30 protein-coding genes and 1 pseudogene are annotated in these 24,228 nt (G+C 68.5%); 21 read left to right on the top strand and 10 right to left on the bottom strand.

Going from position 1 to position 24,228, the window contains the following annotated elements:
• Window positions 1–25 precede the first annotated feature (25 nt).
• From EXW95_RS02170 to EXW95_RS02145, 6 genes are read left to right on the top strand one after another with little or no spacing between them, the layout of a single operon-like run.
• Window positions 26–763 (top strand): PRTRC system protein B, encoded by a 738-nt coding sequence (locus tag EXW95_RS02170; protein ID WP_078305691.1) that lies wholly within the window; start codon window positions 26–28, stop codon window positions 761–763.
• Between the two features lie 35 nt (window positions 764–798).
• On the top strand, window positions 799–1,236 hold the full coding sequence (locus EXW95_RS02165) for a hypothetical protein (protein ID WP_078305690.1): 438 nt from the start codon (window positions 799–801) through the stop codon (window positions 1,234–1,236).
• Between the two features lie 59 nt (window positions 1,237–1,295).
• A complete protein-coding gene (locus tag EXW95_RS02160) occupies window positions 1,296–1,670 on the top strand; it encodes a hypothetical protein (protein ID WP_174366060.1) in 375 nt (124 codons plus the stop codon).
• Window positions 1,671–1,708: 38 nt separating this feature from the next.
• Window positions 1,709–2,230, top strand: a complete 522-nt coding sequence (locus EXW95_RS02155; RefSeq protein ID WP_078305688.1) for a hypothetical protein — start codon at window positions 1,709–1,711, stop codon at window positions 2,228–2,230.
• A 44-nt stretch (window positions 2,231–2,274) separates the two neighbouring features.
• Entirely contained in the window at window positions 2,275–3,105 is an 831-nt protein-coding gene (locus EXW95_RS02150; RefSeq protein ID WP_078305687.1) for a tRNA-guanine transglycosylase, read from the top strand.
• The gene (locus EXW95_RS02145; protein ID WP_078305686.1) at window positions 3,102–5,156 is read left to right on the top strand and encodes a DEAD/DEAH box helicase; all 2,055 of its coding nucleotides are present in this window, start codon (window positions 3,102–3,104) and stop codon (window positions 5,154–5,156) included. Before EXW95_RS02150 ends, EXW95_RS02145 begins: the two co-directional genes overlap by 4 nt.
• Before the next feature lie 3 nt (window positions 5,157–5,159).
• Here the strand turns inward: EXW95_RS02145 and EXW95_RS02140 are convergent, their stop codons facing one another.
• Complete coding sequence (locus tag EXW95_RS02140) at window positions 5,160–5,501, bottom strand: hypothetical protein (RefSeq protein ID WP_174366059.1); 342 nt, start codon at window positions 5,499–5,501, stop codon at window positions 5,160–5,162.
• 66 nt (window positions 5,502–5,567) lie between these two features.
• Between EXW95_RS02140 and EXW95_RS02135 the strand changes: the two genes are divergently transcribed.
• Entirely contained in the window at window positions 5,568–6,074 is a 507-nt protein-coding gene (locus tag EXW95_RS02135) for a hypothetical protein (protein WP_078305684.1), read from the top strand.
• Window positions 6,075–6,147: 73 nt separating this feature from the next.
• Here the strand turns inward: EXW95_RS02135 and EXW95_RS02130 are convergent, their stop codons facing one another.
• Window positions 6,148–6,408 (bottom strand): hypothetical protein, encoded by a 261-nt coding sequence (locus tag EXW95_RS02130; protein ID WP_174366058.1) that lies wholly within the window; start codon window positions 6,406–6,408, stop codon window positions 6,148–6,150.
• On the opposite strand from EXW95_RS02130, the gene EXW95_RS02125 reads away from it, so the two are divergent.
• The 10 genes from EXW95_RS02125 (at window position 6,409) to EXW95_RS02080 (ending at window position 11,293) form a co-directional block, all read left to right on the top strand.
• On the top strand, window positions 6,409–6,813 hold the full coding sequence (locus EXW95_RS02125; RefSeq protein WP_174366057.1) for a hypothetical protein: 405 nt from the start codon (window positions 6,409–6,411) through the stop codon (window positions 6,811–6,813).
• A gap of 56 nt (window positions 6,814–6,869) precedes the next feature.
• Window positions 6,870–7,232, top strand: coding sequence for a hypothetical protein (locus EXW95_RS02120; RefSeq protein WP_078305775.1), 363 nt, complete (start codon window positions 6,870–6,872; stop codon window positions 7,230–7,232).
• Window positions 7,229–7,618 (top strand): hypothetical protein, encoded by a 390-nt coding sequence (locus tag EXW95_RS02115; protein WP_078305683.1) that lies wholly within the window; start codon window positions 7,229–7,231, stop codon window positions 7,616–7,618. Before EXW95_RS02120 ends, EXW95_RS02115 begins: the two co-directional genes overlap by 4 nt.
• Entirely contained in the window at window positions 7,615–7,971 is a 357-nt protein-coding gene (locus EXW95_RS02110; RefSeq protein WP_078305682.1) for a hypothetical protein, read from the top strand. The genes EXW95_RS02115 and EXW95_RS02110 overlap by 4 nt, the downstream gene beginning before the upstream one ends.
• Window positions 7,972–8,244: 273 nt before the next feature.
• The gene (locus tag EXW95_RS02105; RefSeq protein ID WP_078305681.1) at window positions 8,245–8,682 is read left to right on the top strand and encodes a hypothetical protein; all 438 of its coding nucleotides are present in this window, start codon (window positions 8,245–8,247) and stop codon (window positions 8,680–8,682) included.
• Window positions 8,679–9,026 (top strand): hypothetical protein, encoded by a 348-nt coding sequence (locus tag EXW95_RS02100; RefSeq protein WP_078305680.1) that lies wholly within the window; start codon window positions 8,679–8,681, stop codon window positions 9,024–9,026. Before EXW95_RS02105 ends, EXW95_RS02100 begins: the two co-directional genes overlap by 4 nt.
• Window positions 9,023–9,517 (top strand): hypothetical protein, encoded by a 495-nt coding sequence (locus tag EXW95_RS02095; protein WP_078305679.1) that lies wholly within the window; start codon window positions 9,023–9,025, stop codon window positions 9,515–9,517. Before EXW95_RS02100 ends, EXW95_RS02095 begins: the two co-directional genes overlap by 4 nt.
• Before the next feature lie 45 nt (window positions 9,518–9,562).
• Complete coding sequence (locus EXW95_RS02090) at window positions 9,563–9,913, top strand: hypothetical protein (protein WP_078305678.1); 351 nt, start codon at window positions 9,563–9,565, stop codon at window positions 9,911–9,913.
• 38 nt (window positions 9,914–9,951) lie between these two features.
• Window positions 9,952–10,743: a hypothetical protein gene (locus tag EXW95_RS02085; RefSeq protein WP_174366056.1), complete on the top strand. Its 792-nt coding sequence runs from the start codon at window positions 9,952–9,954 to the stop codon at window positions 10,741–10,743.
• Window positions 10,744–10,777: 34 nt separating this feature from the next.
• Window positions 10,778–11,293 (top strand): hypothetical protein, encoded by a 516-nt coding sequence (locus EXW95_RS02080; RefSeq protein ID WP_078305676.1) that lies wholly within the window; start codon window positions 10,778–10,780, stop codon window positions 11,291–11,293.
• A gap of 8 nt (window positions 11,294–11,301) precedes the next feature.
• On the opposite strand, the gene EXW95_RS02075 is transcribed toward EXW95_RS02080, so the two are convergent.
• On the bottom strand, window positions 11,302–11,559 hold the full coding sequence (locus tag EXW95_RS02075) for a hypothetical protein (protein WP_078305675.1): 258 nt from the start codon (window positions 11,557–11,559) through the stop codon (window positions 11,302–11,304).
• Window positions 11,556–12,278 carry a hypothetical protein gene (locus EXW95_RS02070; protein ID WP_144012353.1) on the bottom strand — a complete coding sequence of 241 codons (723 nt, stop codon included), beginning with the start codon at window positions 12,276–12,278 and terminating at the stop codon, window positions 11,556–11,558. The genes EXW95_RS02075 and EXW95_RS02070 overlap by 4 nt, the downstream gene beginning before the upstream one ends.
• Before the next feature lie 162 nt (window positions 12,279–12,440).
• Here EXW95_RS02070 and EXW95_RS02065 point away from each other — a divergent pair, with 162 nt between their 5' ends.
• Together EXW95_RS02065 and EXW95_RS02060 are read left to right on the top strand one after the other, a co-directional pair.
• Window positions 12,441–12,950: a single-stranded DNA-binding protein gene (locus EXW95_RS02065; protein ID WP_078305673.1), complete on the top strand. Its 510-nt coding sequence runs from the start codon at window positions 12,441–12,443 to the stop codon at window positions 12,948–12,950.
• 135 nt (window positions 12,951–13,085) lie between these two features.
• Window positions 13,086–15,890, top strand: a complete 2,805-nt coding sequence (locus EXW95_RS02060) for a UvrD-helicase domain-containing protein (protein WP_240501491.1) — start codon at window positions 13,086–13,088, stop codon at window positions 15,888–15,890.
• A gap of 89 nt (window positions 15,891–15,979) precedes the next feature.
• Here EXW95_RS02060 and EXW95_RS02055 read toward each other — a convergent pair whose 3' ends face one another.
• Together EXW95_RS02055 and EXW95_RS02050 are read right to left on the bottom strand one after the other, a co-directional pair.
• Window positions 15,980–17,320: a replication initiator protein A gene (locus tag EXW95_RS02055; protein WP_078305672.1), complete on the bottom strand. Its 1,341-nt coding sequence runs from the start codon at window positions 17,318–17,320 to the stop codon at window positions 15,980–15,982.
• A gap of 510 nt (window positions 17,321–17,830) precedes the next feature.
• Window positions 17,831–18,460: a sce7726 family protein gene (locus EXW95_RS02050; RefSeq protein ID WP_144012352.1), complete on the bottom strand. Its 630-nt coding sequence runs from the start codon at window positions 18,458–18,460 to the stop codon at window positions 17,831–17,833.
• Between the two features lie 297 nt (window positions 18,461–18,757).
• Between EXW95_RS02050 and EXW95_RS02045 the strand changes: the two genes are divergently transcribed.
• A complete protein-coding gene (locus tag EXW95_RS02045; RefSeq protein WP_174366055.1) occupies window positions 18,758–19,636 on the top strand; it encodes a hypothetical protein in 879 nt (292 codons plus the stop codon).
• Window positions 19,637–19,677: 41 nt separating this feature from the next.
• On the opposite strand, the pseudogene EXW95_RS02040 reads toward EXW95_RS02045, so the two are convergent.
• The 3 genes and pseudogenes from EXW95_RS02040 to EXW95_RS02030 all read right to left on the bottom strand — a co-directional run.
• Window positions 19,678–19,872 (bottom strand): annotated as a pseudogene (locus tag EXW95_RS02040) (Tn3 family transposase); the annotation flags it as partial.
• Between the two features lie 27 nt (window positions 19,873–19,899).
• Window positions 19,900–20,709, bottom strand: a complete 810-nt coding sequence (locus tag EXW95_RS02035; protein ID WP_144012344.1) for a transposase — start codon at window positions 20,707–20,709, stop codon at window positions 19,900–19,902.
• A gap of 452 nt (window positions 20,710–21,161) precedes the next feature.
• Window positions 21,162–21,626 (bottom strand): hypothetical protein, encoded by a 465-nt coding sequence (locus EXW95_RS02030; RefSeq protein ID WP_144012343.1) that lies wholly within the window; start codon window positions 21,624–21,626, stop codon window positions 21,162–21,164.
• 414 nt (window positions 21,627–22,040) lie between these two features.
• Here EXW95_RS02030 and EXW95_RS02025 point away from each other — a divergent pair, with 414 nt between their 5' ends.
• Entirely contained in the window at window positions 22,041–23,483 is a 1,443-nt protein-coding gene (locus EXW95_RS02025; RefSeq protein ID WP_240501484.1) for a ribonuclease H-like domain-containing protein, read from the top strand.
• On the opposite strand, the gene istB is transcribed toward EXW95_RS02025, so the two are convergent.
• The gene (istB, locus tag EXW95_RS02020) at window positions 23,470–24,228 is read right to left on the bottom strand and encodes an IS21-like element helper ATPase IstB (RefSeq protein WP_058979396.1); all 759 of its coding nucleotides are present in this window, start codon (window positions 24,226–24,228) and stop codon (window positions 23,470–23,472) included. The genes EXW95_RS02025 and istB overlap by 14 nt on opposite strands.

Raw genomic sequence — 24,228 nt, 5'->3', positions numbered from 1 at the left:
CCCAGCTGGGGGCCACCCCGCACGCATGAGCGCCACCATCACCATCTCCACCGCGCGCACCCAGCGCGCTGCCCCCGCCCTGCACGAACCGGTCCTCGCCCTGGTCCTGTACGCGCCCGGCGGCCAGGACGGCCTGAACAGCGCGTACACCCGCAAGCACCGCATCCGGCACGACAGCGGTGGCCGGGCCGTGCTGGGCGCCGCGCAGGCGCTGACCCACGAGGACGCCCGTGACCTCCTGGTGACTCTGGGCGGCCGGGCCCTCACGCCCACCCGGGAGAACACGCTGGCCACCTCACCCACCGCGTGCGCCTGGTGGATCCCCGTCGGGGAACGAGCCCTCCTGTTTAACCCCAAGTACGCCCAGGCCGGCAGCGTGGCCCGCTTCTCCGGGCAGCTCGTGCCCCACCCACCGCTGGTGTTCATTGCCGGGCCGGGCAGCCTGAGCGTGTACGCCCTCCGGGAGAACACGCGCCCCACCCTGGACACGCCCGTGTGCCACGCGCCGTTCTGGAACATCTTCCCCAGCGGCCAGGTGTGCCGGGGGTCCACCGCGTACCCGCAGGCCTGCACCCCGGACACGCAAGCCGACTGGGAGGAGGTGTTCTTCCAGTCGGAGTTCACCGGGCCGAGCCGCACGGACCGGTACATGAACTGGGGGAAGAGCTACGAGGAACTGCTGGACACGGCGCAGGCGCAGGGCACGTTCCCGGCCGAGGTGCTCGTGAACGCGGGGCAGACCCTCGGGCAGATCCTGACCTGATCGCCGTCACCCCCAGGCACGTCACCCTGCGGGCCATGGACACACCGCCGGTCACCGAACCACACTTCCCCTCGCGCCTCGTCCTCCTCGCCGACAACGACGCGTGCTGCGCCCGGCTCCAGACCGGGAAGGACACCTCGGTGACCGGCCACGGGCCTACCATCGAGGCCGCCCTGACGCACCTGGCGGCCCAACAGCCCGTCCTGCTGCCGCCCGCCCCAGGCCTCGACGTCCCCCTGACGCCCGGCCATCACCTCACCGTGGAACTGCGCGTGCAGAACACGGACTTCACCTTCGTGTTCGCGGCCTGGTGGACCACCCCACAGGGCCGAGCGCTGAACCGCCCCGTCCTCGCGGCCACTGCCCCGCAGGCCATCGCGGACCTGCTGGCCGCCCACCCTGACCCCACGACGATCCAACCGGCCCAGCCACGCCTGGGCGGCACTCGGACGCCCGGTCCCACCCGGAAGTAGCGCTGCCCGCCCCGCCCAGAAGTGATGGCCCCCGGCACGCCCGGGGGCCACGGGCACGCATGGCCCAGACCACACAACGTCCATCCCGGTTCATCCCTGGGGAAGTCCGCGCCGTGCAGGGCGATCAGACCCAGACCGTGCCCTGCGTCCGCCTCGCTGACCTGCCCGGCGCCGCGCTGCACCGCATGCTCGATCACGCCGGGTGGGCCCTCACGCACGAACGCTCCGGGCTCGCCATCCGCGCCCTGCTGCCCACGGAACGCGTCGGGCGGCGGCTGATGCGTCGCCTCGCCGGGCACAACTTCGACCGGGAGCAGGCCGAAATCATCCGGGACGAGCAGCTCACCGCTGACGTGATGGGCCACGCGTCCCAGCTCACCGGCGAGCAGCTGTACGCCCACAACCCCGATGGGACCTGGACGCTGACGTTCTGACGTCCCCCCGACGCCACTCAACCCCCACAGGAGAACCCATGTTCAACCCCAATGGATACGACATCAAAGGCGTGAAGTACCTCCCCACCCGCGACGGCGTCGCCTTCACTGGCACGCTGTACAAGGACGGCAAGCGGATCGGCAGCGTCGAGAACGGCGGCACCGGCGGCCCCAACTGCGCACACTTCGATACGCGTGAAGGCGGGACCGCCTTCCGCGCGTGGGTCGCCACGCTCGGCACGCACACCTACCCCGCTCGGAACGGCAGGCCCGAACTCACCGTGCCGTTCGACGAGGAGACCGCCATCGAGCGCCTGCTCCAGATCGACGACGCGCGTCGCGAGGCGCGGGCCTTTGACCGGCGAGCCCAGACGGCCATCGTCTACCGCGAGGCGGGCGACGGACCCGATCAGTACCGCAGCGTGAAATTCGCGTCCACGCTGACACCGACCCGCGCCCTGGCCACCTACCGGGCCAGCGCCCCCTGGTGGTCCCGGGTAACGGAGGTCTGGCACATCGGCGAAGGCTGGAAGCCGGAGCGGCCCACACCCCAGGACTGACCAGGGCTGGCCGGGGGGATTGCCCCCCGGCCAGCCTGCGCTTGATGACTCTTCACGGCTTCATTCCCGTCCTGACCCACCGCTTTCCGCTCGACGCCCTGCTCACGCCGTATGTGGAGCGCTACGCGCCCGCCGCGCTCATCAGCGCCGCCGAACTCCGCGCCGCGCCCGGCGCACCCCTGCCCGCCCTGCCCCTGATGATCGACAGCGGCGGGTACCAGGCCCTGGACGCCCACGCAACTGTCGTGGACACCGGACCGTTCGCAGCGCTGCACGTGCCCGGCGCGGCCCCCCTCACCCCACTGGACGTGTACGACCTGCAGCGGTCCGCGCGGGCTGCCGTGTGCTTCACCCTCGACTTCCCCGTGCCCAGCACCGCCAGCAGCGACGAACGCGCGCGCCGCCTGCACCTCGGGGAACGCAATGCCCTGTGGGCCCTGTCTCAGATCCGCCCCGGCACCCTGTACGCCAGCGTCCAGCCCGGCCAGGACCTCACCAGGATCCTTGCCGCGAGACCGGACGGCATCGCCCTCGGCGGCCTCGCCCCGCACAGCGCTGACCGGGACCGCCTCCAGCACGAAATCCGCACCGTCCGTGCCCAGCTCCCCGCCGGTCTGCCCCTGCACGTGTTCGGCCTCGGGCACCCCGACTCCATCCACGTGGCCCTCACGGCCGGCGCGAACACCGTGGACTCCAGCAGCCCCCAGCGCATGGCCGCCAATGGCCGCGCCTGGACGGGCGAGGTCATCCCGGACGCCGCCCCGCACGAACGCCTGCGGCTCGCCGTCACGAATCTCCTGACCGCGCTGCATGCGGACGTACCCCTCGCCCTGCACCCCGCCTGGCGACCCCTCACGCCCGGGAGGAGCGCGTGACCGGCACCGCGCCGCGCCTCTCCGGCCCGGATCTCGCCCTGGCGTGCGGCGTGACCACGCTCCCCGTCAGCGCCCTGATCACGAGCCCCACCGGCAGCGGCAAGACCCATCTCGCCCGCGAGGCCGCCCGACACGCCCTCGCTCACGGCGAACGCGTCATCGTCACTGTGCCTACCAAGGCCCTCGCGCACGAGATCGCCCACACCTGGGCCGACCTCCCCGGCCGCGTGCAGGCGTTCACCCGCGACCAGCCCAGCCCCCCGTACCGCGCCGCGCAGGTCCTGATCATGACGCCCGAACGCCTGGACCTCGTGACGCGCCGCTGGCGCCGCCACCACCCCTGGCTCGCGCGGGTGGGCCTCCTGATCACCGACGAGATCCACACCATCAGTGACCCCGCACGCGGCGCCGCCCTGGACGCCGCCCTCACGCGCCTGCGGGCCACGCTCCCCCTCCTGCGCGTCCTGGCCCTGACGGCCACCTGCGGGAACCCCCGCGTGCTCGCCGACTGGCTGGGCGCCCTCCACATTGGAGGTGGCATCCGACCGATGCCACTCACCTGGACCGCCAAGACCGTCCGCGCAGTCGCCGACAAACCCGCCGCCCTCCAGCGGGTGCTCACGCCCGGGGAGTCCACGCTGGTGTTCGTGCACGGCCGCCAGCGGGCCGCTGATCTCACCGCGCAGCTCCAGACGGCCGGGCACGCCAGCGCCGCGCACCATGCGGGTCTCACCCCCGACACCCGGGCCAAGGTCGAGGCGAACTTCCGGGCGGGCCACACCCGCGTCCTGATCGCCACGCCCACCCTGGAAGTCGGCGTGAACCTTCCCGCCGAGCACGTCGTTCTGTACGACCTCACCACGTTCGGCCCCGACGGTCGGCAGGAACTGACCGTGAACGCCGCGTGGCAGCGCGCCGGACGCGCCGGACGGCCCGGCGCCACGCGCGCCCACGTCACGGTGCTCGGCACCCGCGCGGAGCAGCCCGGCCAGTACGAACGCGGCCGCTTCGAACCGCTCAGCAGTCCCCTGGCCCGTGGCGAGCACCTGCTGGGTTTCCTGCTCGGCTGCGTGGATGGCGGGTACGCCCGCACCCGCGCACAGGCGACCCGCATGGCCCAGCAGACCTTCGCGGCGCACACCGGCACCCTGAACGCCCCCCGCGCCGTGGCGACGCTCCTCCAGCAGGGTGCCCTCGCCGACCATGGGGGCGTGCTCAGCGTCACGCCACTGGGCCGCGTGGCCAGTCAGGCGCTGCTCCCTGTGCCCGTCGTCGCGGCCGTTCGCGCCCTCCCACAGGACCCGACGGTGCTGGACGTGCTGCTGGCCGCCGCCGCGCATGTCCGCCTGCCCAGCCTCGGGGACGAGTCGCGCGCCACCCTCGTCGACGCCCTGATGAGCGTTCCGTCCCGCACGCTGGACGCGGGCACCGCCCCGCCGGACGCGGTGATCGGCGCGGCCCTCCTGCACGCCACCACCCACCACGGGGACGACGGGGCCGCGGAGCTGAGTGGCCTGCACGAGCCAACCCTGACGGCCCTGCGCGAGGAAACCCTCCGCATCGTGAGCGCCTGGCACGCCCTGTCCCCCAGCATCAGCGTGAACCTCACCCGCGTGAGCCTCGCCGCGCAGCTTCCACCCCGCGCCGCGACCCTCGCGCTGCTCAGCGGGGTCGGGCAGGTCACCGCCCGCGCACTCAGCGCCGCCGGCGTCCCGGATCTCCCCACGCTCGCCCGCACGCCCCCCGCGCAGCTCACCGCTGCCGGATTCACGCTCCGCACCGCAGAACGGCTGACCCAGGCTGCCCAGGCGTACGGCCCGCTCATCCTGAGCGAACCCACCCCCGCGCCCCGCGCCCGGACGGTCCTCGCGGACCCGGCCCGGCTCGCCCGCGCCCACCTCTTGACGGTCACCCCCACGACACACGGCTGGACGGTCACCGGCGGGAGTCAAGCACGCACCGTCACCCGCCAGGGCGAGGCCTTCATCTGCGACTGCCCGGATGGCGTGCAGCTGTGCAAACACATCCTCGCGGTCAGCCTGCTGAACTGACCTTCACTTCGGCGGGAGTCGCGGCGTCCTGGGGGTGACCCACGGTCCGTCAGTGAGTTCCTGGTCGGTGAACCACTCCCCGTGCGCACCCAGGCTGACCGGCTCATCGAACAACCGGATCACGAACAGGTCGCGATCCAGCGGTGATACCCCCCGAAGCTCACGCCCCGGAACCGGTCGACTCGTGAACACGACGTCCTCCGCCCACGCGCCCACCTCGTCCACCGGCACCAGGTGAGCCGTTCGGCGGTCCTCCGCGTCGTGATGGAGTTCCACGACGTACGTGACGTCCTCCCGCACGTGTCGGAATGACCTGTACAGCTGCGACTCGCGGGGGCGTGGCACCCGACCACGATATCGGCTGGACACGCAGATCTGGCCCACACCGGGGGTGTGGGCCAGGACGGGCGCATGCTCACTCCTCTGACGATCAGCGTCCCCGGCGCCCACAAGCCCGCTCCCACCCCTCAGCAGGCCCTCGCGGACCTCCGCAAGGTGGCTCTTGCCCGCCCCGCCCTGCAGCTGCGCCTGAAACGCCTCGCGCGTCTGCTCGCCGCGGGCCGCGCCCTGAAACTCACCGGCGACCCCTGCCGCGTCCAGGCCACCGTCACGGCCCTGCGCGCCTACGCCGCGAAAGAACCCGAGGTCCTCACGGCCGTCACCCCCGACGAAATCCTCGCCGGTCTCACGCGTGGGCCCGTGCGGGTCAGCGTGCACGACCAGGACGGCTGGCCCATCTGCGAGTACCGCCTGTCGCACGCCACGGCCGGCGTGGACATCCTCTGCCGGGACGGCCGCAGCCGCTTCCTCCCACGTGACGAGTTCCGCGCGCAGTTCCGCCTCGCGGTCTACACGCTCCGCGTCCCCGCCACGTGGCTCGCCGAGCCCGCCCCCGTCCAGCCGGAGCAGGCCGCGTGACAGTCACCCCCACGTCCGGCACCGTGCACCCTATGCCACACCAGATCGCGTACACCGACGCCAGCCTCGCCGTTCAGGATGTATACGCCCTGGCGGCCGTCGTGAACGGCGTGACCATCACGACCACCGCGCGCGGGCGCACACCACCCAGCAGGCGGAACTGCAGGCCGCACGCCTCGCGGTCCAGCACGCCGATCCCGGCCTCCTGCACCTGTATGTCGATTGCCTGGCCACCGCGCACGTCCTGACGGGACTCGCGCGGTCCAAGTCGCCCCTGACCGAACCCGCGCAGGAGCTCCTTCAGCTCGCCGCGGAACGGGGCGTCGCCCTGCACGTGCAGTGGATTCCCAGGGGCGAGAACGCCGCCCACCACCCCGCGCACCACACCGCCGGGCACATGCGCACGCACCGCCGCGCCCGCCGGGTCCACCTCCCCCCACTTCCCCCAGCGACCCCTGGGGTGATCGTCCGCCTGCGCCACCACCCGGACGGCACGTCCGCCCGCGGCGGTGGACTGCGCGCGGTCGCCCACGGGCCCCTGGCGGCCCTGCGCATCCTGATCGACCTCGCGGGCCGCGCCCCACCCGGCGTCCGCGTCCGGGTGCGCGGCGTGCCGCCCTACGCCGCGCACCTCTGGACTCACCCCGAGCACGCGCCGGACGACCTGCTCGCTTCCCTCAGTGCAGCCCGCTGCGCTCTCGCCCTGCGCGGCAGCCGACTGCACTTGATGACCCCATGACTTCACCTCGCTGGCCTGCCCACCACGTCCCCTCACCCCCTAAGGAGTCCGACACCATGACCAACCCCCACCTGACCGACCTGCTCGACCGCTACGCCACCCTCCGCGACACCATCCTCGGCTTGGAAGCTGAACGCGACCAGCTCGGCGCGGAACTCAAAGCCGCTCTGCTGGACGGCGAGACCGTGCAGACCGACCTGTACCGGGCGGAACTGCGCACCTCGACCACCATCGAGTACCCCCTGGACCGCTTCCGGGAATGCTTCGGGGATGCAGCGACCCTGGAGGTGGCCACCATCGACCGGAAGAAAGCCGATCGTCTCGCCACGGCCGGGGATCTGGACGCGGATACGCTCGCCAACCTCGCCGTGAAGAAACCCCGCGCCCAGAGCCTCGTCCTCACCCAGGTCCGCGCATGACCGGCAGCAACGTTCAGCCCGCCGCCCCACAGGCCGCGGCCACTCACACGGTCACGCTTACCCTCGCGTCCGGCCTGACCGTCCACGTGGCCCACCGGCAGGACGTCGACGGGGAAGCCATCGTGATCGAGGCGCCGCAGGGCAGTGGCGGCTTCCATCCCACCTGGGCTGCCACGTGCGCCGCCCGCCTGGTCGACGGCGCGGTTGGTACCTTCAAGGACCACAGCGATCCCCTGGACCCCGCGAGCGTCACCCTGCACCCCGCCTGCCTGACCCTGAGCGTGCACGGTGGGGACGTCACCCTGCACGTCACGCCCGCCGACCGTCAACTGCTCGCCGACGCCATCACGGCCGTCGCGGCCGCCACACCGGAGCGGGTCGCGTGACGGTCCTGCACCGCCTGGCCGCGCACTGCGAGGGTGATCTGGTCGCCCTGATCTCCCTGCTGGACGTTCTCGACGAGGACACCCTCCATGCCGCCCGGGCCGAACGGGCCGCCCTGCCCACCCCACTCGCCCCGCAGCCCCTGAGTGCCGAGCAACTTGACCAGCAGGCCCTCGCGGACGAGCGCACGGTCCAGCAGCTGGGCGAGCTGCGCGCGGAGAGCCTCGAGGCGTCCGGGCTCCCCCTGCCGGACCTCACGCGTCTGGACCGCCGGGCGGACCTGTGCCTGGAGCTCGCGAGCCTCCTGCGGGACGCGGCCGCTCTGAGGCGTGAACTCGCCCTTGACCTCGCCTGACTCCTGGAGTGCCCATGAATTTGCTCACCCTGTTCCTCGCGTACGTCGGCCTGCTCGCCACACTCGGCACCCTCACGGCCGCAGTCATCGCCGTGAAGGTCCGCCGGGGCCCCCGGCACCCGTAACCAGTCCTGGCCCCCTGCCCGGGGGCCACGTGAGCCGCATGCTCACCGCGATCCTGTCCGTTCTGATCCCGCTCGCCCTCTGCCGCACCCTGTACGGAGGTTCCATGCACCCCACCCGCTCCAACGTCCCTTCCGCTGGGAGCCGCGCGTGACCGCCCTGGCGAGTCTGCTGCTCACGCCCCAGGGCACCCCACCTACGGCCCACGACGCGACGCGCTGCATGGCTGTGTGCGCCCTGCTCGTCGCGGCGCAGCAGCAGGGTCTCGTGCCGATCCTGCCAGAGGACGCGCCCCGTGCCCGCGCCGCAGACAGGTACTGCGGCGACCATCTGAAACGCGTGGAGCCCGGCGAGGTGGAAGCCCTGTCCCTGGCGAGTCGCGTGCAGGAGCACCCCGAGGCCCCGGCGTACCTGATGCACGAGGGCACGCTCCTGGTACTGGAGGACGGCCGCCTGATCTTCCGGGGGGTGCACCGGCACAGCGCACTGGAACGCGCGTACCGGGACGTCCGGTACGGGACGCTACTGGGCCTCCGGCACCGCCTGCCCACCGAGCACCTCCTCACCTTCGAGCAGGTCCCCCTGTGACGGGCGGCCTGCGCCCCAGGCCGGACCTGATCACGTTCGAAAGCGAACCCATGGTGATCGGCCGGCTGAGCGTCTTCGCGTACCTGGACGGTGAGCCGACCGGGTTCCTCCTCGGGACGGACACCGAGTCGGACGCGCGGCTGCTGTACCATGCGGCCCCAGCAGCGGTGACCTGCTTCCACCTGGACGCCCTGGATGCCCTGAACGACGCCCGCCTGACGCCGTTCCTGACGGCGCTGCGCCGGTGGAACCGGACGGGCGACGCCCGGGCTGCCCAGGAGGTCCTGACCCTCTGGGAGACCCCACTGGCCCGGGAACTGCTGCTGGCCCCCACGCCTCTATGAAACACACCACCAAGACCAATTTGCGGCAGGCCCTGAAGGTCCTGTCTCCCACCACCCTGCGCATGTTCGCCATCGAGATCGGCCTCGTGGAGCACCGGCGCGGCCGCGCGACGAACGAGGTGACGGCCGCGCAGCTCGCCGATCACGTGCACGCCCACCCGGTCCGGGCGCGGCAGGTGGCGGCGTCCCTGCGCGCCGCGTCGAAGGATCCCCGCTTCCTGCCGACCCTGGAGGCCCTTGATGGGGTGCGGGGGGCGGGGCCACTCACACTGAGCACGTGGACGCTCACACCCGAAGGGCTGAACCGGGTGCGGGTGCAGCACGGTCAGAAGCCGCCAGTGTGGGTGGAGTACAGCACGGACGCCCGGGTGGGCCTGATCACGCTCACGGCGCCTGACGCCACGGTGGCGGCCCCGGTCCTGCCGTCGACCTTCCCGGAGACGGTGGGGAAGGAACTCCCGGCGTTGATCCTGCCGCCCGCCCCTCGCTGACGCACCCTGCAGTCCTGGCCCCCTCCCGGGGGCCACGCGACACGCATGATCGAAGCCAACGACAACCAGCAGGTCACCCAGCCCCCGACAGCAGCATCTCAGCCCCGCTCGACGACCGTGCAGCTGAGTGCGCTCATTCAGGATTCCACCACGCTCGAACGTCTCGCGCTGGCTCTCCAGTACGCCCCGGAGGCTCTGGCAGAGGTGCTGGGCGTGGAACTGCCCGGACTGCTGGATAGCGTGGGTGCGTACCACGTGGCCTGCCCGGGGTGCAGCGCGAAGCATGTGGAATGCACGCTCCTCGAGGCGCCGGACGAGACGTGGACGTGCCCGAGTTGCGGGGTGGCGAGCGCCGCGCACGACTGGATGCAGTCCCGCCGCGCGCTCCGCGCCTGACCAACCCTGGCCCCCACTCCGGGGGCCACGCAGCCGTCATGGCAAAGCTGCTGATCACTCTCGACCCGGCGTGCCCTGAACGGCTGCCGCAGGCTCTCTCTCAGGCGACCGGGAGCGAGATCGTTGCCCTCGAACGCGAGGGCCGCACGCTCTATGCCGCGTGCCGCCGGGCGGGACTCACGACGGCCCTGATCGGCACGGTGCACCTGCTCGACCATCCCCTCCCGAGTGGGGAGAATGCCGCGTTGACCCTGGAGGGAGAGGACCGCAATCCCGCGGCTGCCCGCGCGAGCCGGACATTCACGCGGCACCTCACGCCCGCCGCCGGTCTGCACGTCGACGGGACGTGGCGGGCCCGCTGCGAAGAGTGGCAGGCCCGAGTGAAGACCGCGCTGAGCGGTGAACGACTGCTCGGCGAGTACCCGGACGCCCAGGGATACGTCGGGTACAACGCGGAAGGCAAGCGCGCGTTCGAACTGGATGCCCGGCGGTACCTGAAGGCCGTGCAGCGGCACCTGGGCTGGCCAGGAAAGGTGCACTGGAATCCGGGTGGGGTCGCCGTGAGTGGTGAGATGACCGCTCACCTTGCGCCGGACGGTGCGGACACGGGCGTGTTCATCGAAGTGTCCGCCTGTGGGTTGTGGGCCCCTCGGCAGGCCAGTCCAAGTGGCGTGGCGGTCATGTGGCGCCTAGAACCGCTCGCGGGGCAGGACCGCTGGGCGCACGAGTACCGCAACCGCTGGGCGAGCTGGGTGCTGCCAGCGGCGCAACTGGCGCAGGATGTGCGGACCGCCCTGACGCCCGAGCACGTGGACGCCCAGGTGGCGTGAAGCCCTGGCCCCGCCCCGGGGCCACGTCTCACGGATGCCGAGAACGCCCCGCACCCCCCAGCAGGCCAGCGAACGCAACGCCAAGCGCTGGAATGACCGCCAGCGTGCCCGCCTGCCTCTGTTCATGGACGCCGGGCTGGAGGGTGACCTGATCCGGACTGGCGTCCTGCGCGACCGCCGCCCTGATCATCAAGTCCGGCTGAATGAGGACCTGCGAGAGCGACTCGGGGCCCTGGAGGCGGCAGCCGCCGTACGCGGTGAGCAGTTCCGCCGCGCGATGAAGTCCCACTGCCCAGAGACCTATCCCGCTGCGCTGCGTCAATTGCGCCGCCTGCGGGCGCTCGCGCCGAGCCTGCGGCGGGCCATGCACACGAGCGATCACTGGCTCACGGCGCTGCGCCGCGCGCTTCCCGAGGGCGCACTCCTGATCATCCTGGACGAGATCTGGCCAGAGCACGCCCAGACGCTGCGGCAGCTGTCAGACATCGACGCGCGCATTCACCGGAAGACCGCGCTTGGCCAGGTGAACCCCTGGCACCCCGTGGACTGAAGTCGAGATCAGAGGAGCAGCGTGACGAGGCCTGCGGCAGCCACACCGCCAGTGAGGTACACAGGCATGCGTCCGAGGGCCGCTGTGACCCGCTCGCCGGGCCGAACAAAACCAAGCGTCCACACGTTCAGCAGGGCCAGCGCCACGACGAACCCACAGGCCAGCAGGACCGCCCAGTGCAGGAGCGGGAGGGGGAACAGGACGGCCAGCAGGACACTCACGAGAAGCGCAGCGGCAATCAGGAAGGTCTCCTGATCGGCCGTCACGAGGCCACACCAGTACGAGTCATAGGTCTACTCTGCACAAACAGGGCCGCCAGGGGCAAGACCACGCCCGGTCCGACGAGTTCACCCGCGCGCTCCTGCAGGAAGGCGGCGGGCACACTGAGCCCGTCCGCGTTCACGACGAAAAACATACCGGTGGGGTGCGCCCAGACGACGTGCACGCCCGGGAACTGGGCGTGCGGCCACGCCCCCATGCGCCCGGTGACGGCGCACGCCGTCCAGTGGCGCACCCACGCTGCGAGGGCCGGGTGAACGCCGCACAAGCGGACGCCCTGCACTTGACGGGCGAGGTGGAGTCCCGACTGGGGGTCACGAGTGGTCACCGTCAGGTGCGGGGCGAAACCGCCGCCCTGCGCGGTGGGCGTGTCCAGGGGCGGGTGGAAGGCCTGGACACTGAGGTGGCGGGTCTGACTGACGCTGTACCGGACGCCGCCGGTGGCCAGGGTGAAGCGGACGGTGGTGACGTGCAGGGTCTCCTCGACGAGATCCTGCTCATTCAGGGCCGTCAGGGGCTGGACGTGGTACCGGACCTGGCCGGCCTGCGTGTTCAGGAGATGCGCGACCCGCAGGGCGTTCTCTTCCGGGCAGTGCAGGACGTGCAGTGGGGTGTGGACGGGGCCGCCGGGGGCGTCGTGGGTGCGCAGGAGGGCGAACACGCCGGGAACGGGCGCGCCACCGTGGGGGTGTGGGGGCAGGGACATGACCAGAGCGTCCCGTGCGTAGGGGTGACGAGTGCACACACATGTGGTCACGCTCGGCCCGGTGGTCAGGGGTGGCCTGCCCGTGGGGCAGGCCAGGGCAGAGGGGTTCACGCGTGTCGCACGCCGATCACGCCCGTTTCGTCCTCATTCCAGGAGCACCCCATGAACGAGATTCCGCACCGCAGCAGCCTCGTGCTGGTCGACGCCATCGGCACCCGCATCACCGTGTACGCGAATACCCCGCAGGACCTGCGCGCCCTGCAACGCGAGTACGGACGGCGAGGGTACCGCCCCGAGGGGGAGATCCCGTGCGGCGGCCTTCAGTTGCCGTACGCGCAGCACGACACGTTCGACTGGTCGCTGATCGGCGCGACCCCGTGGACGAGCCCGGATGGAGACCGGGGCGTGATTCACGACGGCAGCTTCTACAAGCTCAGGGAGCTCGAAGCCGTGGACTCCAGGAAGATGAAATTACCTCAGGCCCTGAAGTACAGCCGCGGGGCCCGGGAGACCGACCCGGAACACCTCGTGGAGGAATCCAACGGGGAGTTCAAGTACCGGACGCTGATCATGTTTCGGGGTGGCGGGAAGGCCATGCCGGAATTCAGCCTGCCGGGCGGGCAGCGGCAGCGGCACGCGGTGGGGCCCGCGCAGGAGAACGCCGCCGACTGACCCGCGAGTGGGGGAGAGGACCGTGCCTCTTCCCCTCCCGCATGCCTTCGCTTCAGGGGTGGCCCCACCGATGCGGTGGGGCCAGGCCGCGCTGCAACCCCACGCGCTCAGCCGTGGCGTTCAGGAGACCCCATCATGCCCAAGACTGCCCCACGCGCCCGCCCGATCCCCTCAATCCCCGACCCGATCCCCTTCACCCCTCCACTGACGCCGCCGGACGCCCGGTTCGCAGTGCCGACCCTGAGCGCGGACGCGCAACTTGCGTACGACCGGCTCTCCCAGGATGGACGGCTGTCCCAGGTGGCCCTGACCAGACTCGTCGGGGAAGCGCGGGCAGGAGAAGTGCTGGCGGAACTCACGGCGGCGTGGCTGTCCGTGGAGGTGCCGGGGGGCCTGGAGACGCGCTCGGGTCGGGCGGGGTACATCGCGCCCGTGGCGTGGGTGCCGGCAGCGGGTCTGCTGGAGGTGGAGGCGGCCGCGCGGCTGCTCTCTGGGCGCAGTGGGCTGCTGGGGATGTTTGCGCGGGCGCTGGACATGGATTCGGCGGGGGCGCTGGGGGTGATGCGGGCCCTGGTGGTGCTGGGCCTGGCGCAGGGTGGTCCGGTGGGGGCGACGTTCGCGTTCAGGGTGCATGCTCAGGATCAGGTGCACGTGCAGGAGGTCCAGGCTTGCCCGCCATCTGGCGGGCATGTTCGCATGGCGTCCAGCGACGTCGAGGCGCCGGTGAACGGTGAGGGTGATCGCCGTAGCGTGATCACCCCTACGCCGCATACGGTGAAGGCAGGAGGTTCCCGCATGTCCAGGCCCATTCCCCTGCACTTCACCCCGGAACAGCGCGCATTCATGACGGCCGTCACGACGTCGAGACGACACCTGTTCCTGCGGGCGACCGCCGGAGCGGGGAAGACGACGACGTTGACGGAGGCGGCGTGGCACCTGGAGGAGCGTGGCGTGTACTTCGCGTACAACCGGCACGCCGTCTCGGACCTCCAGCCTCGCTTACCGGCCCGGGTGCGCGCCCTGACGCTGCATGCGCATGGATTCCGCCTCCTGCAGCAGCAGCTGAACAGCCCCTTGCAGATCCTCGACGAGAAGGGCCGCCTGGTCGCGTCCACGGTGATCCCGGACCACACGCAGCTCCATGCACCGGCTGCGCGGGCGTGGACGATCGCGCGCGAGGAAGGCCTGCACGTCCCGACGCCTGAGCAGGCGAAGTGGCTGGCGGACCGGGCGCAGTGGCCCGCGGCGCCCGACGAGCTGGTGGACTTGATCCCCGTGTTCCATCAGGTGGGCGCGGATCTCTGGTCGGACGCGGGCGCGGCGGACTTTACGGACCTGCTGTGGCTGCCGGTGACGTTCGGGTACGGGGCTGGGAGCCTGTCCCTGGCACTCGTCGACGAGGCGCAGGACCTCACGCCACTACGGCAGCGGTACGTGCTGCACCTGCTGGGCCTGCGTGGCGCGGCAGCGTCCCCTGGCCGTCTGATCTTCGTGGGGGACAGCGACCAGTCGATCTACACCTGGGCGGGGGCTGACCCCATGGCGCTGTCCCGCCTCAAGGAGCGCGTGGATGCCCTCGAACTTCCGCTGAGCGTGTCCTTCCGCTGTCCGCGTGAGGTGGTGCGGTACGCGCGGGCGCACTCGAGCTTCATCCGGCCGGCCCCTCGGGCAGAGCCGGGCATCGTCGAGCATGCGAGTGCGGAAACGGCCACGTACGCTCGGGGGGATGTGGTGCTGTGCCGCACGAACGCGCCGCTGATCCGCCTCGCGCTGGAGTTGATGAGCCGGAACCTCAGTGTGGCGGTGACGGGGCGGGATCTCGCGCAGCGTCTCCGGGACGGCGTGACTGAGGCGCTCCCACCGGACTTCGGGAACGACGCCGTCACAGATCTCGTCCGGGCGTATCTGGAACCAGTGGCCGCTCCACTGAAGGCGCGGGCAAGCACGGGCGACCAGGGAGCCCGGCGGGCGTTGACGGAACTCCTCGACGTGGGCCGATGCCTGCGGTACCTGGCGTGGGTCGTCTCGCGGCGCACGGGGATGGGAACGCAGGCGGACGCGTTGACGCTCCTGGGGCAGCTGTGCCGGGAGGACGCGGAGGCGGACGTGCTGCTGGCGTCAGTACACCGGGCGAAGGGCAAGGAGTGGCCGCGGGTGACGATCCTGTACCCGGAACTGATGCCACTGAGTCAGGGGGACGAGGCGGAGGAGCGGGCGGTGCAGTTCGTGGCGGTGACGCGGGCGCAGCGGGTGTTGCGGTTCGCGTACGGGAAGGACGCGTGGGCGGCGCAGCAGCTGGTGATGCCGGGCGTCCTACCCGCTGGAGAAGTGGAGGAGGTCGCACCTGAACTGCCTGTCTGGGCCGAGGTGCCGGAGGGTGTTGCTCCGGCGCCCTCGCCTGTTCTGGCCCTGTCGGTGCCGCCGCCCAGCTCGGGGTGCCGGTCGATGTTGCCGGCGCTGCCGGAAGGGGGACCGCCGATGGCGACTCTGATGGATCCCCGGGGGGCGTGGCCGCTGTTCGGTGGGGGCACGCCCATGCCGGTGGGTCTCGTGCGGGAACGGCTGACGGCATTGGCGGAAGAGGACCGGACCTTGCTGCGCACGTGGGCGGCAGACGGTCTGACGCTGCTGCAGGGCGTGGAGGCGCCGTACGTGGCGGTGCACGAGGTGCACCTGGCGTTGTTCGAGCGGGCGGCGCGGCAGGCGCGGCTGGCCATTCCAGCGTTGTTCGGGACGGGGGTGCCGGTGTGCGTGTTCGAAGGGCCGCTGCTGCGTGTGCGTCTGGCGCGGAAGGTGCGGCTGAGCGGGCGGGTTCTGCGCGTGGCACTGGGGGACGTGGAATTGCGGTTCGACCGGGCAAGTGGGGAACTGCTGGATGGGGCGGAGCCACTCGCGCCCTTTATCCGGCCGGCGGAACTGGGTCGTTTGCAGGCCAGTTGAGCGTGGTCGTGCGGAGACACTTTGTGGAGTTGGGTCAGGAACATGGGGAAGAGAATTCACCTCTCGACATCGATGCTGAGTGATCCCTGTCAGTGGCCGGTTGCTTGCCTCAAGTTGGCCACGAATTGTTCCTGTTTTCCAGCGGCGACGGCCGATACAGCAGTTCGCAGGAGTTCTGCTGGAATGATGTCGCCTGTGAGGACGCGGTGTCGGATCTGGTCGTAGTCCGGCGCGCGGAGCAACTTCCGGTAGTGCAGGTCCAGTCGGCGGATCAGGCGGTCTGCTGCCCGCTCGGGCGTCAGATCCGCGAAGTCCTCTTCAAGGCTGGGTTCAGCGAGTAGAGGCTGCATGGTCGGTGCAGCTTTCGTGGGGGGTGGGGCGGGCTTATTCGGGTAGGGGTAGTCGTCGGGATGGGCGATCAGGTGCATCAGGGCCGCGGCTTTGGTTTTCCGGACGACCAGGACGCCGGAGGAGACCAGTGCGGCAAAGCGGGTGATGGTTTCTGTCAGGAAACTCTCGCCGTGTTCCCGGACGAGTTTGCGGACCATGCCGTCGGCGACGCCATACTCCCGGAATTTGCGCATGAGGGCCGGGTCGACCTTGGTGAAGTCCCGGGCGAATTCGTAGCGGACGGTTTGGTCTTTGCCGCGGCCGGAGAGGATGACGTCGGCGAGGTACCCGCGTTTGATCAGTTCTTGGTGTGGGGAGGTCAGGGCGCGGATGACCCGCCAGGCCTGACCTTCGCTGGGGATCTTGCATTGGTCGCCCCAGGCGAGGACGGGGAAGGTGAGGGTATCGACCTGCCGGTCTGGGTTTTCCGGGTCGAAGCGGGCGGCGTCGAGGACCCGGTAGAGCACGCGGGTGCGTGGGCGGGAGAGGGAGGTCATGAACTCGGAGTCGAGGGGTTTGAGGTATCCACTGCGGATGCTGGCGGTGACGTCTTCGGCGAGGCGGAGAACGATCATGGAGCGTTCGTCGAAGAGGCCGACGCCGTCGAGTGTCGTGAAGTTCAGTGACTCGATGAAGTGGAATTTCGCGTGCGTCCAGCGTTGTTTGGGGTGGTCGCGCCATCCACCGGAGACGGTGTAGTTCGCCTGGTGGAGGCGTTCGAGGCAGTCGCGCAGCAGGCCCATGTACTTGCCGGACTTGTGCCAGCCGCACAGGTGAAGCAGGGCAGTGGCGGCGACGGTGATGCGGCCGTCGTCAGGCATGCCTTCTTCGATGTAGAGGTTGATCAGGGCCGCGCTGACGTCACTGTCGAGACCGTGTGGGACGGCGTATTTGACGCCTGCTTCGCAACTGATGCGGACGATGCGGCCGCGGGACTCGTAAGTGACGCTCCATTCCTGCATGTCAACTTGGTCCAGCGCCACGATGAGGTTGAGGCGGGAGAGGTTGAGGTCGTCGTGGTGGCGCGGCTGGATCTTCAAGGTCGTGATGATGATTCTATGGGTACTTCTGGAAAAAAGAAGTAAAGATTTGAAATGATGACATCATCAGTGACGGGTATTGGATGTCGACTGGATCGCGGTTTTCTGCCTGTTTGCAATGGGTGTGTCACCGTGGATGCAATGAGTGTGTCACCGTGGTGGGTGATCAATGCGACAGGTGTGTCACCGGGCGTGTTTTGGGTGCGACAGGTGTGTCACAGGGGACGCAACGGGTGGGACACCGCCTGTGCAACGGGTGTGTCACTCGGTTGATTGGGCTTAGCAACCAGTGTGTCACTGGGGTGGCCGGCTGGATTCAATGGGTGTGTCACCGGGTGCCGTGCTTTTTTCAACAGGTGTGTCTCCGGGTGGATGGTGGTTTTCAACGGGTGTGTCACCGGGAAGCGTGGCTGTGTTGACGCGCTTATTTGTTCGGGGGTGTGGAGTTGGTTTGCGTATACGGCGGCACATACGAGAGCCTTCCTCTTCCCACCCTGCTCCAAGTATTTGTCATGACGTCCCTGCCCGTGTTGCGTGGACGCGTCCGCCTTTACGTGCCGCCAGGGTCTGGAAGGCCAGTTCGCGGAGGGTCGCCACGTCATAGTGGGTGTTGAGTAGGGCGTGGCATTGATCGTTGTTCATCGTGTGGGTGCGGGTCACCCCTAGGTTGTGGAGCAGTGCGCTGAGTTCCTCGACGCGGAGTGTTTCCAGGATCAGGTGCCCAGCAGCGAGGTCCTTGTCCTGTGGCCGAGGCCGACGCTCAAGCTTAACTACTTCATGACTGACTGGCTCCAGCACGATGAGCCCCCAGGTCTCAGGGAGTAACTGGCACACCCCTCCCAGGTGGCGCGGCGTCGTAGCGAGAACTCGCTCCGCAAAGCAGTGGTCGTACATGCGGACCTGGTGTGCCAGTCGGCTCAGACTGTCCTTCTCCGTTTTGATCTCGTACCCAATGCTGTGGCCTTCATCTGGCATCACACAGAGATCTGTCCGGCCGGAGAAGCCCTCAGCGGACAGGATGCTGATCTCCGGAATGACCCAGCTGGCTGGATGCAACGCCATGAGGGCCTGCCGGGCCGCGGTTTCATGCAGGCCTCGACCTTCCTGACTGGGTGGCCGTGCCACGCGGAAGTGGTTCACGAGGGTGCAGGGTGTTCCATCCCACTCGAATTCGGGGATGGTGACGTCGTACCAGCCACGTCTACGGTGCTTCACTGTTGCTGATCGGTAAGTCTGCCGTGCATAGGCGAGTGCTGCAGCATCACGAGTCGGAGCATCCAGTCTCACTCGCGTGTGAAACGGCCCCGGCTTCCCACACAACCAAGACTGAACAAGTGTTAGTGGCACCCCTGCGATGGTGGACGTAGGGGTGACGAAGAAGAGCAGAGACGCTTTATCACACCCTTTAGCTATATGCCGCCAGATACACTCATTCGCATGACCCACCCCCACGACCAGCTCGCCCAGCAGGTCACCCAAGCCCTCAGAGACGCCGACCCCGACACCCTCATCACCACCCTCCACCACCACCAACTCCTCCAGGGCACCCCCGCCCAACACATCAGCAACCTCAAACCCATCCTCCACGCTGCCCACCGCGACCACCTCAGCCTCCTCCGCCCCCCACCCGACTTCCACCCCTGGCTCCACACCATCCTCGCCACCAACCTCGACGGCTCAAGCGCCAAACCCAACACCCGCAACGCCCGCATCAGCACCCTCCGCGCCCTCTACAAAGCCCTGCGCCGCCTCGCCCTCCTCACCGGCGACCCCCTCATCGACTTCCAGAACGCCACCGCCGAACGCGCCGACGACCCCCTTCCCACCAGAGACGACCTCGACCGCCTCCTGAAAGTCGCCCACAAAGACCCCGCCCTCCACGCCGCCATCCTCCTCCTCTGGCACCACGCCCTCCCCAGCAGCATCCTCCTCCGCCTCAAATGGAGCGCCTTCACCCCAGACGAGGGCACCCTCCTGCGCGGTGACCTCATCACCCCCCTCACCCCCCAGACCGAAGCCGCCCTGACCCGCCTCCATCAACGCGCCGGCTACGACCCCCTCTACCCGGACACGCACGGCCGCACCGAGGACCTCCGCATGTTCCCCTACGACACCCAGGACGCCCTCCGCCTCCGCCTCCGACAGGTCACCCGCGACCACGACCTCCCCTTCATTCCCCCAGGCCAGATCCGCCGCGCTGCGTTGCGCGACCACCCCGGCACGCCCCAGACCCTCGGCTACACCCGCGACAAGGACTACCGAGAAGCCCTCCGGCACGCACAGGCCCTCGCGGACAGCAGCACGAGTCGGGCTTAACCTAGCGAAGGACAAAAATTTGTCCAACTCGCCTGTACCCGCTAGACCCTGAGTGGCAGCCGCTCATGCATATTCAGCGTGAAGGTGCCGTAGGGATTGATGTGCTGCCACTTCAGTGGGGTCAAGGCCCGCAGGTCCGCCCCGGTCAACTGCCCCTGCCACTCCGGCTCTGACAGCACCTGCTGCATCATCAGCGTATTGACGTAGACCAGGCTGACCTGGAGCAGGTGCAGGGTAGGACCACAGGACAGCGTGGAGTTGAATCATGCGGCTTCAACAAACGGTTCGATCCGATAGCGGAGCAGTTCCGCGACCGTCCAGGCGTGATCCGTCACACCTGCGGCCATCCCCGGCGTTCGATCCACCCACCGACCATTCACCTGCACCCGAAGTGACCGATGTGGACGAATGAGGTTGTACGCCGCCAACACCAGGAAGAAGTGACGTTCCAGTCGCTCGCCGTCGCTCCCGGCATGCCGGGAGCGACGGACCAGTGCCGGCAACCACGTCCGGAGGGTCGCGTTCAACCGTTCCACGAATGCGGTGTTCACGGTACCCGGGCGACCTTGCGACGCTTCGATCAGGTGCAGCGCTTCGAAGAGATCACCGAATGCGATGCGTCGCTCGATTCGGTCACGGGAGGTTCGTTTCACGACCTGCACGATGTGCAACTCCGCCCAGGGCACCAACGCTGGGCGCCCACGGCGCCCAGTGTGCCGCGGCGTCCGGAACATCCTGAGAACCTGTGTTTTCCACGCGCCGTATCCATCTGTTGCCCACAGCACTGGTGATTGAAGCTGTGCAGCGCAGTGCACCTGATTCACGACCTCGGCGATCAGGGCGTGCGTTCGCTCAGCAGCCAACGCACCCCACAGGAGCAGTCGTGAGGAGACGCAGACGGCCGTTGCCAGCCACCGCACGCCCCGTTGGGTCCGACACCAGAGTTCGTCCGCCTGCACCTGCCCGAGATGCAACTGGCCCTGACAGACAAGGTGCTCGTGAACACGCTGCGCGTGTTCACCGGCTTTCCTCACCCAGTCGGCCAGTGTGCGCTCGTCGATCTTGAAGGCCATGACCACTGCTGGGATGGGGCAACCGAAGGTGAGGAGGGTCAGTACTAGTTGGACGATGTTCGGATCGGTCTTGAGTCGATAGAGCGGTGTGCCGTGCGTCGCGGTGAACGTCGTGTGGCAGCGATGACAGCGGTATCGAGCGTCGCGACGGGAATGAACGCCCACTCTGGTGGGCGACGGGCAATACGGGCATCGGGGCGTATCATCAGTGCGTCGGGAAGAGGGAGTTGGCTGCATACCACTCCATCTTCCCGATCTCGTTGCTCATCACTCCACGCTGTCCTGTGGTTCTACCCTCAAGCGGAATGTGGTGGGGAACTTCTGCGCGCTATCGGTTGCAGCGTTGAAAAAGCGATTGACAGTGGGATGGCAGCGAATCCGTCGCAGAGGGTTGCCTCTGGCCTTCATCCGGGGTACGCCCTTCACCGCGTCGTTATCGATTTAAGCAGGAATCAGTAATGCGAGGTGTCGATTGGAAGCCCAATCGACACCTCGCGCTTCATGACATTGATATGCTCATATGGGAAGAACAATTGCCAGTCTCCAATTCCGGCGAGCAATACAATAAACGCTAAAGTTAGAATAGAGGCAATCCAAATAATAAATTTGATCCAGCGCTTTGGTTGACGAAGTCGACCACGAACAAGCCAAGCAATGCCCAGAAAAAACACGGAGTAGATAAGTGCATTTCCCAGAAGCGGCATAACGTAAACCATGCTTTCGGCGGAAACTGAATCTTTGGCGTGGGTATAGCCGAAAGGAAAGCCATAAATGTTCAAAATAGGGATTTCGCCAGCAAAATCGCTGGGTCCACGAACAGTTCCAACGGCCACCCGAGAACGGACGGTGAACCAAATAGACATAACAAAACTCAGGGGAAGAAGGAGGCGTAGCCAGTCACGCAGGGGTGGATTCATAGAGGCTATTGTGAACACCAGAACTGTGTCTTGTCTGATGATTGCATCGCGACGCTGGGCGTCGTCGCCGTTTTCCAGCGACACTCAAGGGCTGTGAGAGTGTCAGGCGAATGATTGAACTGGAGCACCTGCCCACGCTGCTGAGGACATAGGTGGACCCGGAGGGTGAGGTGACGGCCAGCCTGAATCAGCATGAGGCGGCCGGGCGGGCGTCAGTGGCCCTGACCCGAACGCTGCGGCGCAGCGCCCGGCGCATCTGACCGGTGAGCCTTCCTCAGGGTGCCGACTCTGCAACACTGTCTCTCATGACGACTTCGACAGCTACCCCCGTGCCGCCCTGCCCGACCTCTGGCCGCAGTGATGGTGTCGGGCCCTGCTCAGGCTACTGAGCGCCCCGGCAGGGATACTGGGGTGGTGCACGTTCCCGCCCCCGACCTGATCACCCCCCTGCCGGGCATCGTCTCAGTGCACGCCACGGCGGACGGCGCGGTGGACGTCTGGCGGCGCGACCCGGTCACCGGTGAGGGGCGCGTGCAGCGCACCCGGCAGCGCGGCTGGATCTACGCCCGGAACGTCGATGAGCTGCTGCACCTCGGGAGCCGACTGACCGTCGCTCCTGGCCCAGCTCCAATGCACGCAGCCTTCCATGCCCAGGACCTCGCTCCGGACGGGCCGGTGGATCCCCGCGCCTACCGCTACCTCCTGAGCGGTCCCAGTCCCCGGCAACTGGAAGGGGAGATCCAGCGGGGCGCCGTCACCGCCCGCAGCCTGAAGGCGAGACCTGCTCTTGGTGACCTCAATGGGTACCTCCGAGTGGGCTACGCGGAGCAGTACCTCATCACCACCGGGCAGACGTACCACCAGGGACTGACCTTCGATCAGCCCGTCCGCCTGCAGTTCGACCTGGAAACCACGGCGCTGAGCCCCGACGAGGGCCGCCTGTTCCTGATCGCCGTGCGCGACAACCGCGGCCTGGACACCCTGCTCGAAGCCAGGCGCCCCGTGCAGGAGCCCGAGATCATCGAGGCGTTCCTGGCCCTGGTGCAGGAGCGTGACCCGGACGTCATCGAGAACCACTTCATCCACGGCTTCGACCTGCCGTTCCTGGCCGCCCGCGCCCGGCGACACGGCATTCCCTTCCGGCTCGGCCGGTCCGGAGACGGCGTGCCCTGGACGGTCGACGACGGGAGCCGCGTGCCGATGTGGGTCTGCCCCGGGCGGGAGATCCTCGACACGCTCGACGCCGTCCGCCGGTTGAATCTGCCGTCCAGTGGCCTGAAGGCCGCCGCGCGGCACTTTGGCATCGCCCCGGAAGGCCGCGTCTACCTGGAAGGGGCGGAGATCGTGAGCACCTACCGCGACCACCCGGCCCGCGTGCGGCAGTACGCGCGGCAGGACGTGCAGGAGGTGGACGATCTGGCCCGCATCGTGCTGGCCCCGAGTTTCGCGCTGGCCCGCCTGACGCCCCGCCCGTACCACCGCCTGACCCGCGCCGGGCCTGCCAAGGGCGTGCTCGAACCCATGCTGATCCGCGCATATGTCGAAGCAGGTCGGCCCTTCCCTGCGTCGGAACGGGGGCACCTCGAACCGCACAGGGGTGGGCACGTGCAATTGCACGCCGAGGGCGTCCTGCGGCACGTCGTCAAGGCGGACGTGGCGAGCATGTACCCCAGCATCATCCGCGCCGAGGGCATCGGGCCACTCCAGGACGAACTTGGCGTCTTCCACCGGATCGTGAGTGACCTGCGTATGCTGGCTAATCCGGCAGTCGCCGCTGGAGTTATCCGGCACCTCATGCTGAGGTTATCCGGCACTCTCCCCCACGGCAGACGAGCTGTGTCCATTATGAAAGGCTGACGGCTGATGGGGTCAAGTGACGCGACCTCTTCCGCAGACTTTCTCCCTTCAATTCAATCCGGTAGGCGTGATGCAGGACGCGATCCAAGATCGCGTCCGCCAGTGTCGGATCACCCAGATTGGCGTGCCAGGCCGACGTCGGAAATTGACTGGTGATGATGGTGGATGACCGCTCATAGCGGTCATCCAGAATCTCCAGGAGAATTCTTCTGCCTTCTGGCGTCGGCACATCCAGCCCCCAGTCGTCCAGAATCAGCACCTGCACCTTGGCCAGGTGAGCGAGCAACTTCAGGTACCGCCCGTCGCCTTTGGCCAGCGTCATGTCCCCAAGCAGTCGTCCTGTTTGTGCGTACAGCGCGGTAAACCCCTGGCGGCAGGCCTGGTGTGCCAGGGCACACCCAATGAACGTCTTGCCGACCCCCGTCGGGCCGGTGATGATGACACCTCTCTTTTCGGCGATCCATTGCCCGCTGTGAAGTGACCTGAACAGTTTGGCGTCGAGCCCACGTGGATGTTTGACATCCACCTCCTCCATGCTGACGTTCTGTTTCAGCCGCGCCGCCGACAGGCGGCGCTGCATGCCTTTGGTATCCCGAATCACGCGCTCGCGTTCCAACAGGAGGGTCAAGCGTTCTTCGAAGCTCAGTTCGCGGATGCTGGCCTGTTCCTGCTGTTCCTGAAGCGCCAGGGCCATGCCATCGAGTTTGAGCGTGCGGAGTTGTTGAATCACAGGGTGCAGGAGCAT

Origin of the sequence: Deinococcus sp. JMULE3, from assembly GCF_013337115.1 — a bacterium.
Classification (GTDB): domain Bacteria; phylum Deinococcota; class Deinococci; order Deinococcales; family Deinococcaceae; genus Deinococcus.
The sequence above is the reverse complement of the archived record's forward strand: the minus strand, read 5'-3'. Positions and strand labels throughout refer to the sequence as shown.

What these genes read in the sequence shown, in the direction of transcription:
- EXW95_RS02170 (WP_078305691.1), top strand. Translation starts at nt 26, where the DNA reads ATGAGCGCCACCATCACCATCTCCACCGCGCGCACCCAGCGCGCTGCC.
- EXW95_RS02165 (WP_078305690.1), top strand. Translation starts at nt 799, where the DNA reads ATGGACACACCGCCGGTCACCGAACCACACTTCCCCTCGCGCCTCGTC.
- EXW95_RS02160 (WP_174366060.1), top strand. Translation starts at nt 1,296, where the DNA reads ATGGCCCAGACCACACAACGTCCATCCCGGTTCATCCCTGGGGAAGTC.
- EXW95_RS02155 (WP_078305688.1), top strand. Translation starts at nt 1,709, where the DNA reads ATGTTCAACCCCAATGGATACGACATCAAAGGCGTGAAGTACCTCCCC.
- EXW95_RS02150 (WP_078305687.1), top strand. Translation starts at nt 2,275, where the DNA reads ATGACTCTTCACGGCTTCATTCCCGTCCTGACCCACCGCTTTCCGCTC.
- EXW95_RS02135 (WP_078305684.1), top strand. Translation starts at nt 5,568, where the DNA reads ATGCTCACTCCTCTGACGATCAGCGTCCCCGGCGCCCACAAGCCCGCT.
- EXW95_RS02120 (WP_078305775.1), top strand. Translation starts at nt 6,870, where the DNA reads ATGACCAACCCCCACCTGACCGACCTGCTCGACCGCTACGCCACCCTC.
- EXW95_RS02115 (WP_078305683.1), top strand. Translation starts at nt 7,229, where the DNA reads ATGACCGGCAGCAACGTTCAGCCCGCCGCCCCACAGGCCGCGGCCACT.
- EXW95_RS02095 (WP_078305679.1), top strand. Translation starts at nt 9,023, where the DNA reads ATGAAACACACCACCAAGACCAATTTGCGGCAGGCCCTGAAGGTCCTG.
- EXW95_RS02090 (WP_078305678.1), top strand. Translation starts at nt 9,563, where the DNA reads ATGATCGAAGCCAACGACAACCAGCAGGTCACCCAGCCCCCGACAGCA.
- EXW95_RS02085 (WP_174366056.1), top strand. Translation starts at nt 9,952, where the DNA reads ATGGCAAAGCTGCTGATCACTCTCGACCCGGCGTGCCCTGAACGGCTG.
- EXW95_RS02080 (WP_078305676.1), top strand. Translation starts at nt 10,778, where the DNA reads ATGCCGAGAACGCCCCGCACCCCCCAGCAGGCCAGCGAACGCAACGCC.
- EXW95_RS02070 (WP_144012353.1), bottom strand. Translation starts at nt 12,278, where the DNA reads ATGTCCCTGCCCCCACACCCCCACGGTGGCGCGCCCGTTCCCGGCGTG.
- EXW95_RS02065 (WP_078305673.1), top strand. Translation starts at nt 12,441, where the DNA reads ATGAACGAGATTCCGCACCGCAGCAGCCTCGTGCTGGTCGACGCCATC.
- EXW95_RS02060 (WP_240501491.1), top strand. Translation starts at nt 13,086, where the DNA reads ATGCCCAAGACTGCCCCACGCGCCCGCCCGATCCCCTCAATCCCCGAC.
- EXW95_RS02045 (WP_174366055.1), top strand. Translation starts at nt 18,758, where the DNA reads ATGACCCACCCCCACGACCAGCTCGCCCAGCAGGTCACCCAAGCCCTC.
- EXW95_RS02035 (WP_144012344.1), bottom strand. Translation starts at nt 20,709, where the DNA reads ATGGCCTTCAAGATCGACGAGCGCACACTGGCCGACTGGGTGAGGAAA.
- EXW95_RS02030 (WP_144012343.1), bottom strand. Translation starts at nt 21,626, where the DNA reads ATGAATCCACCCCTGCGTGACTGGCTACGCCTCCTTCTTCCCCTGAGT.
- istB (WP_058979396.1), bottom strand. Translation starts at nt 24,228, where the DNA reads ATGCTCCTGCACCCTGTGATTCAACAACTCCGCACGCTCAAACTCGAT.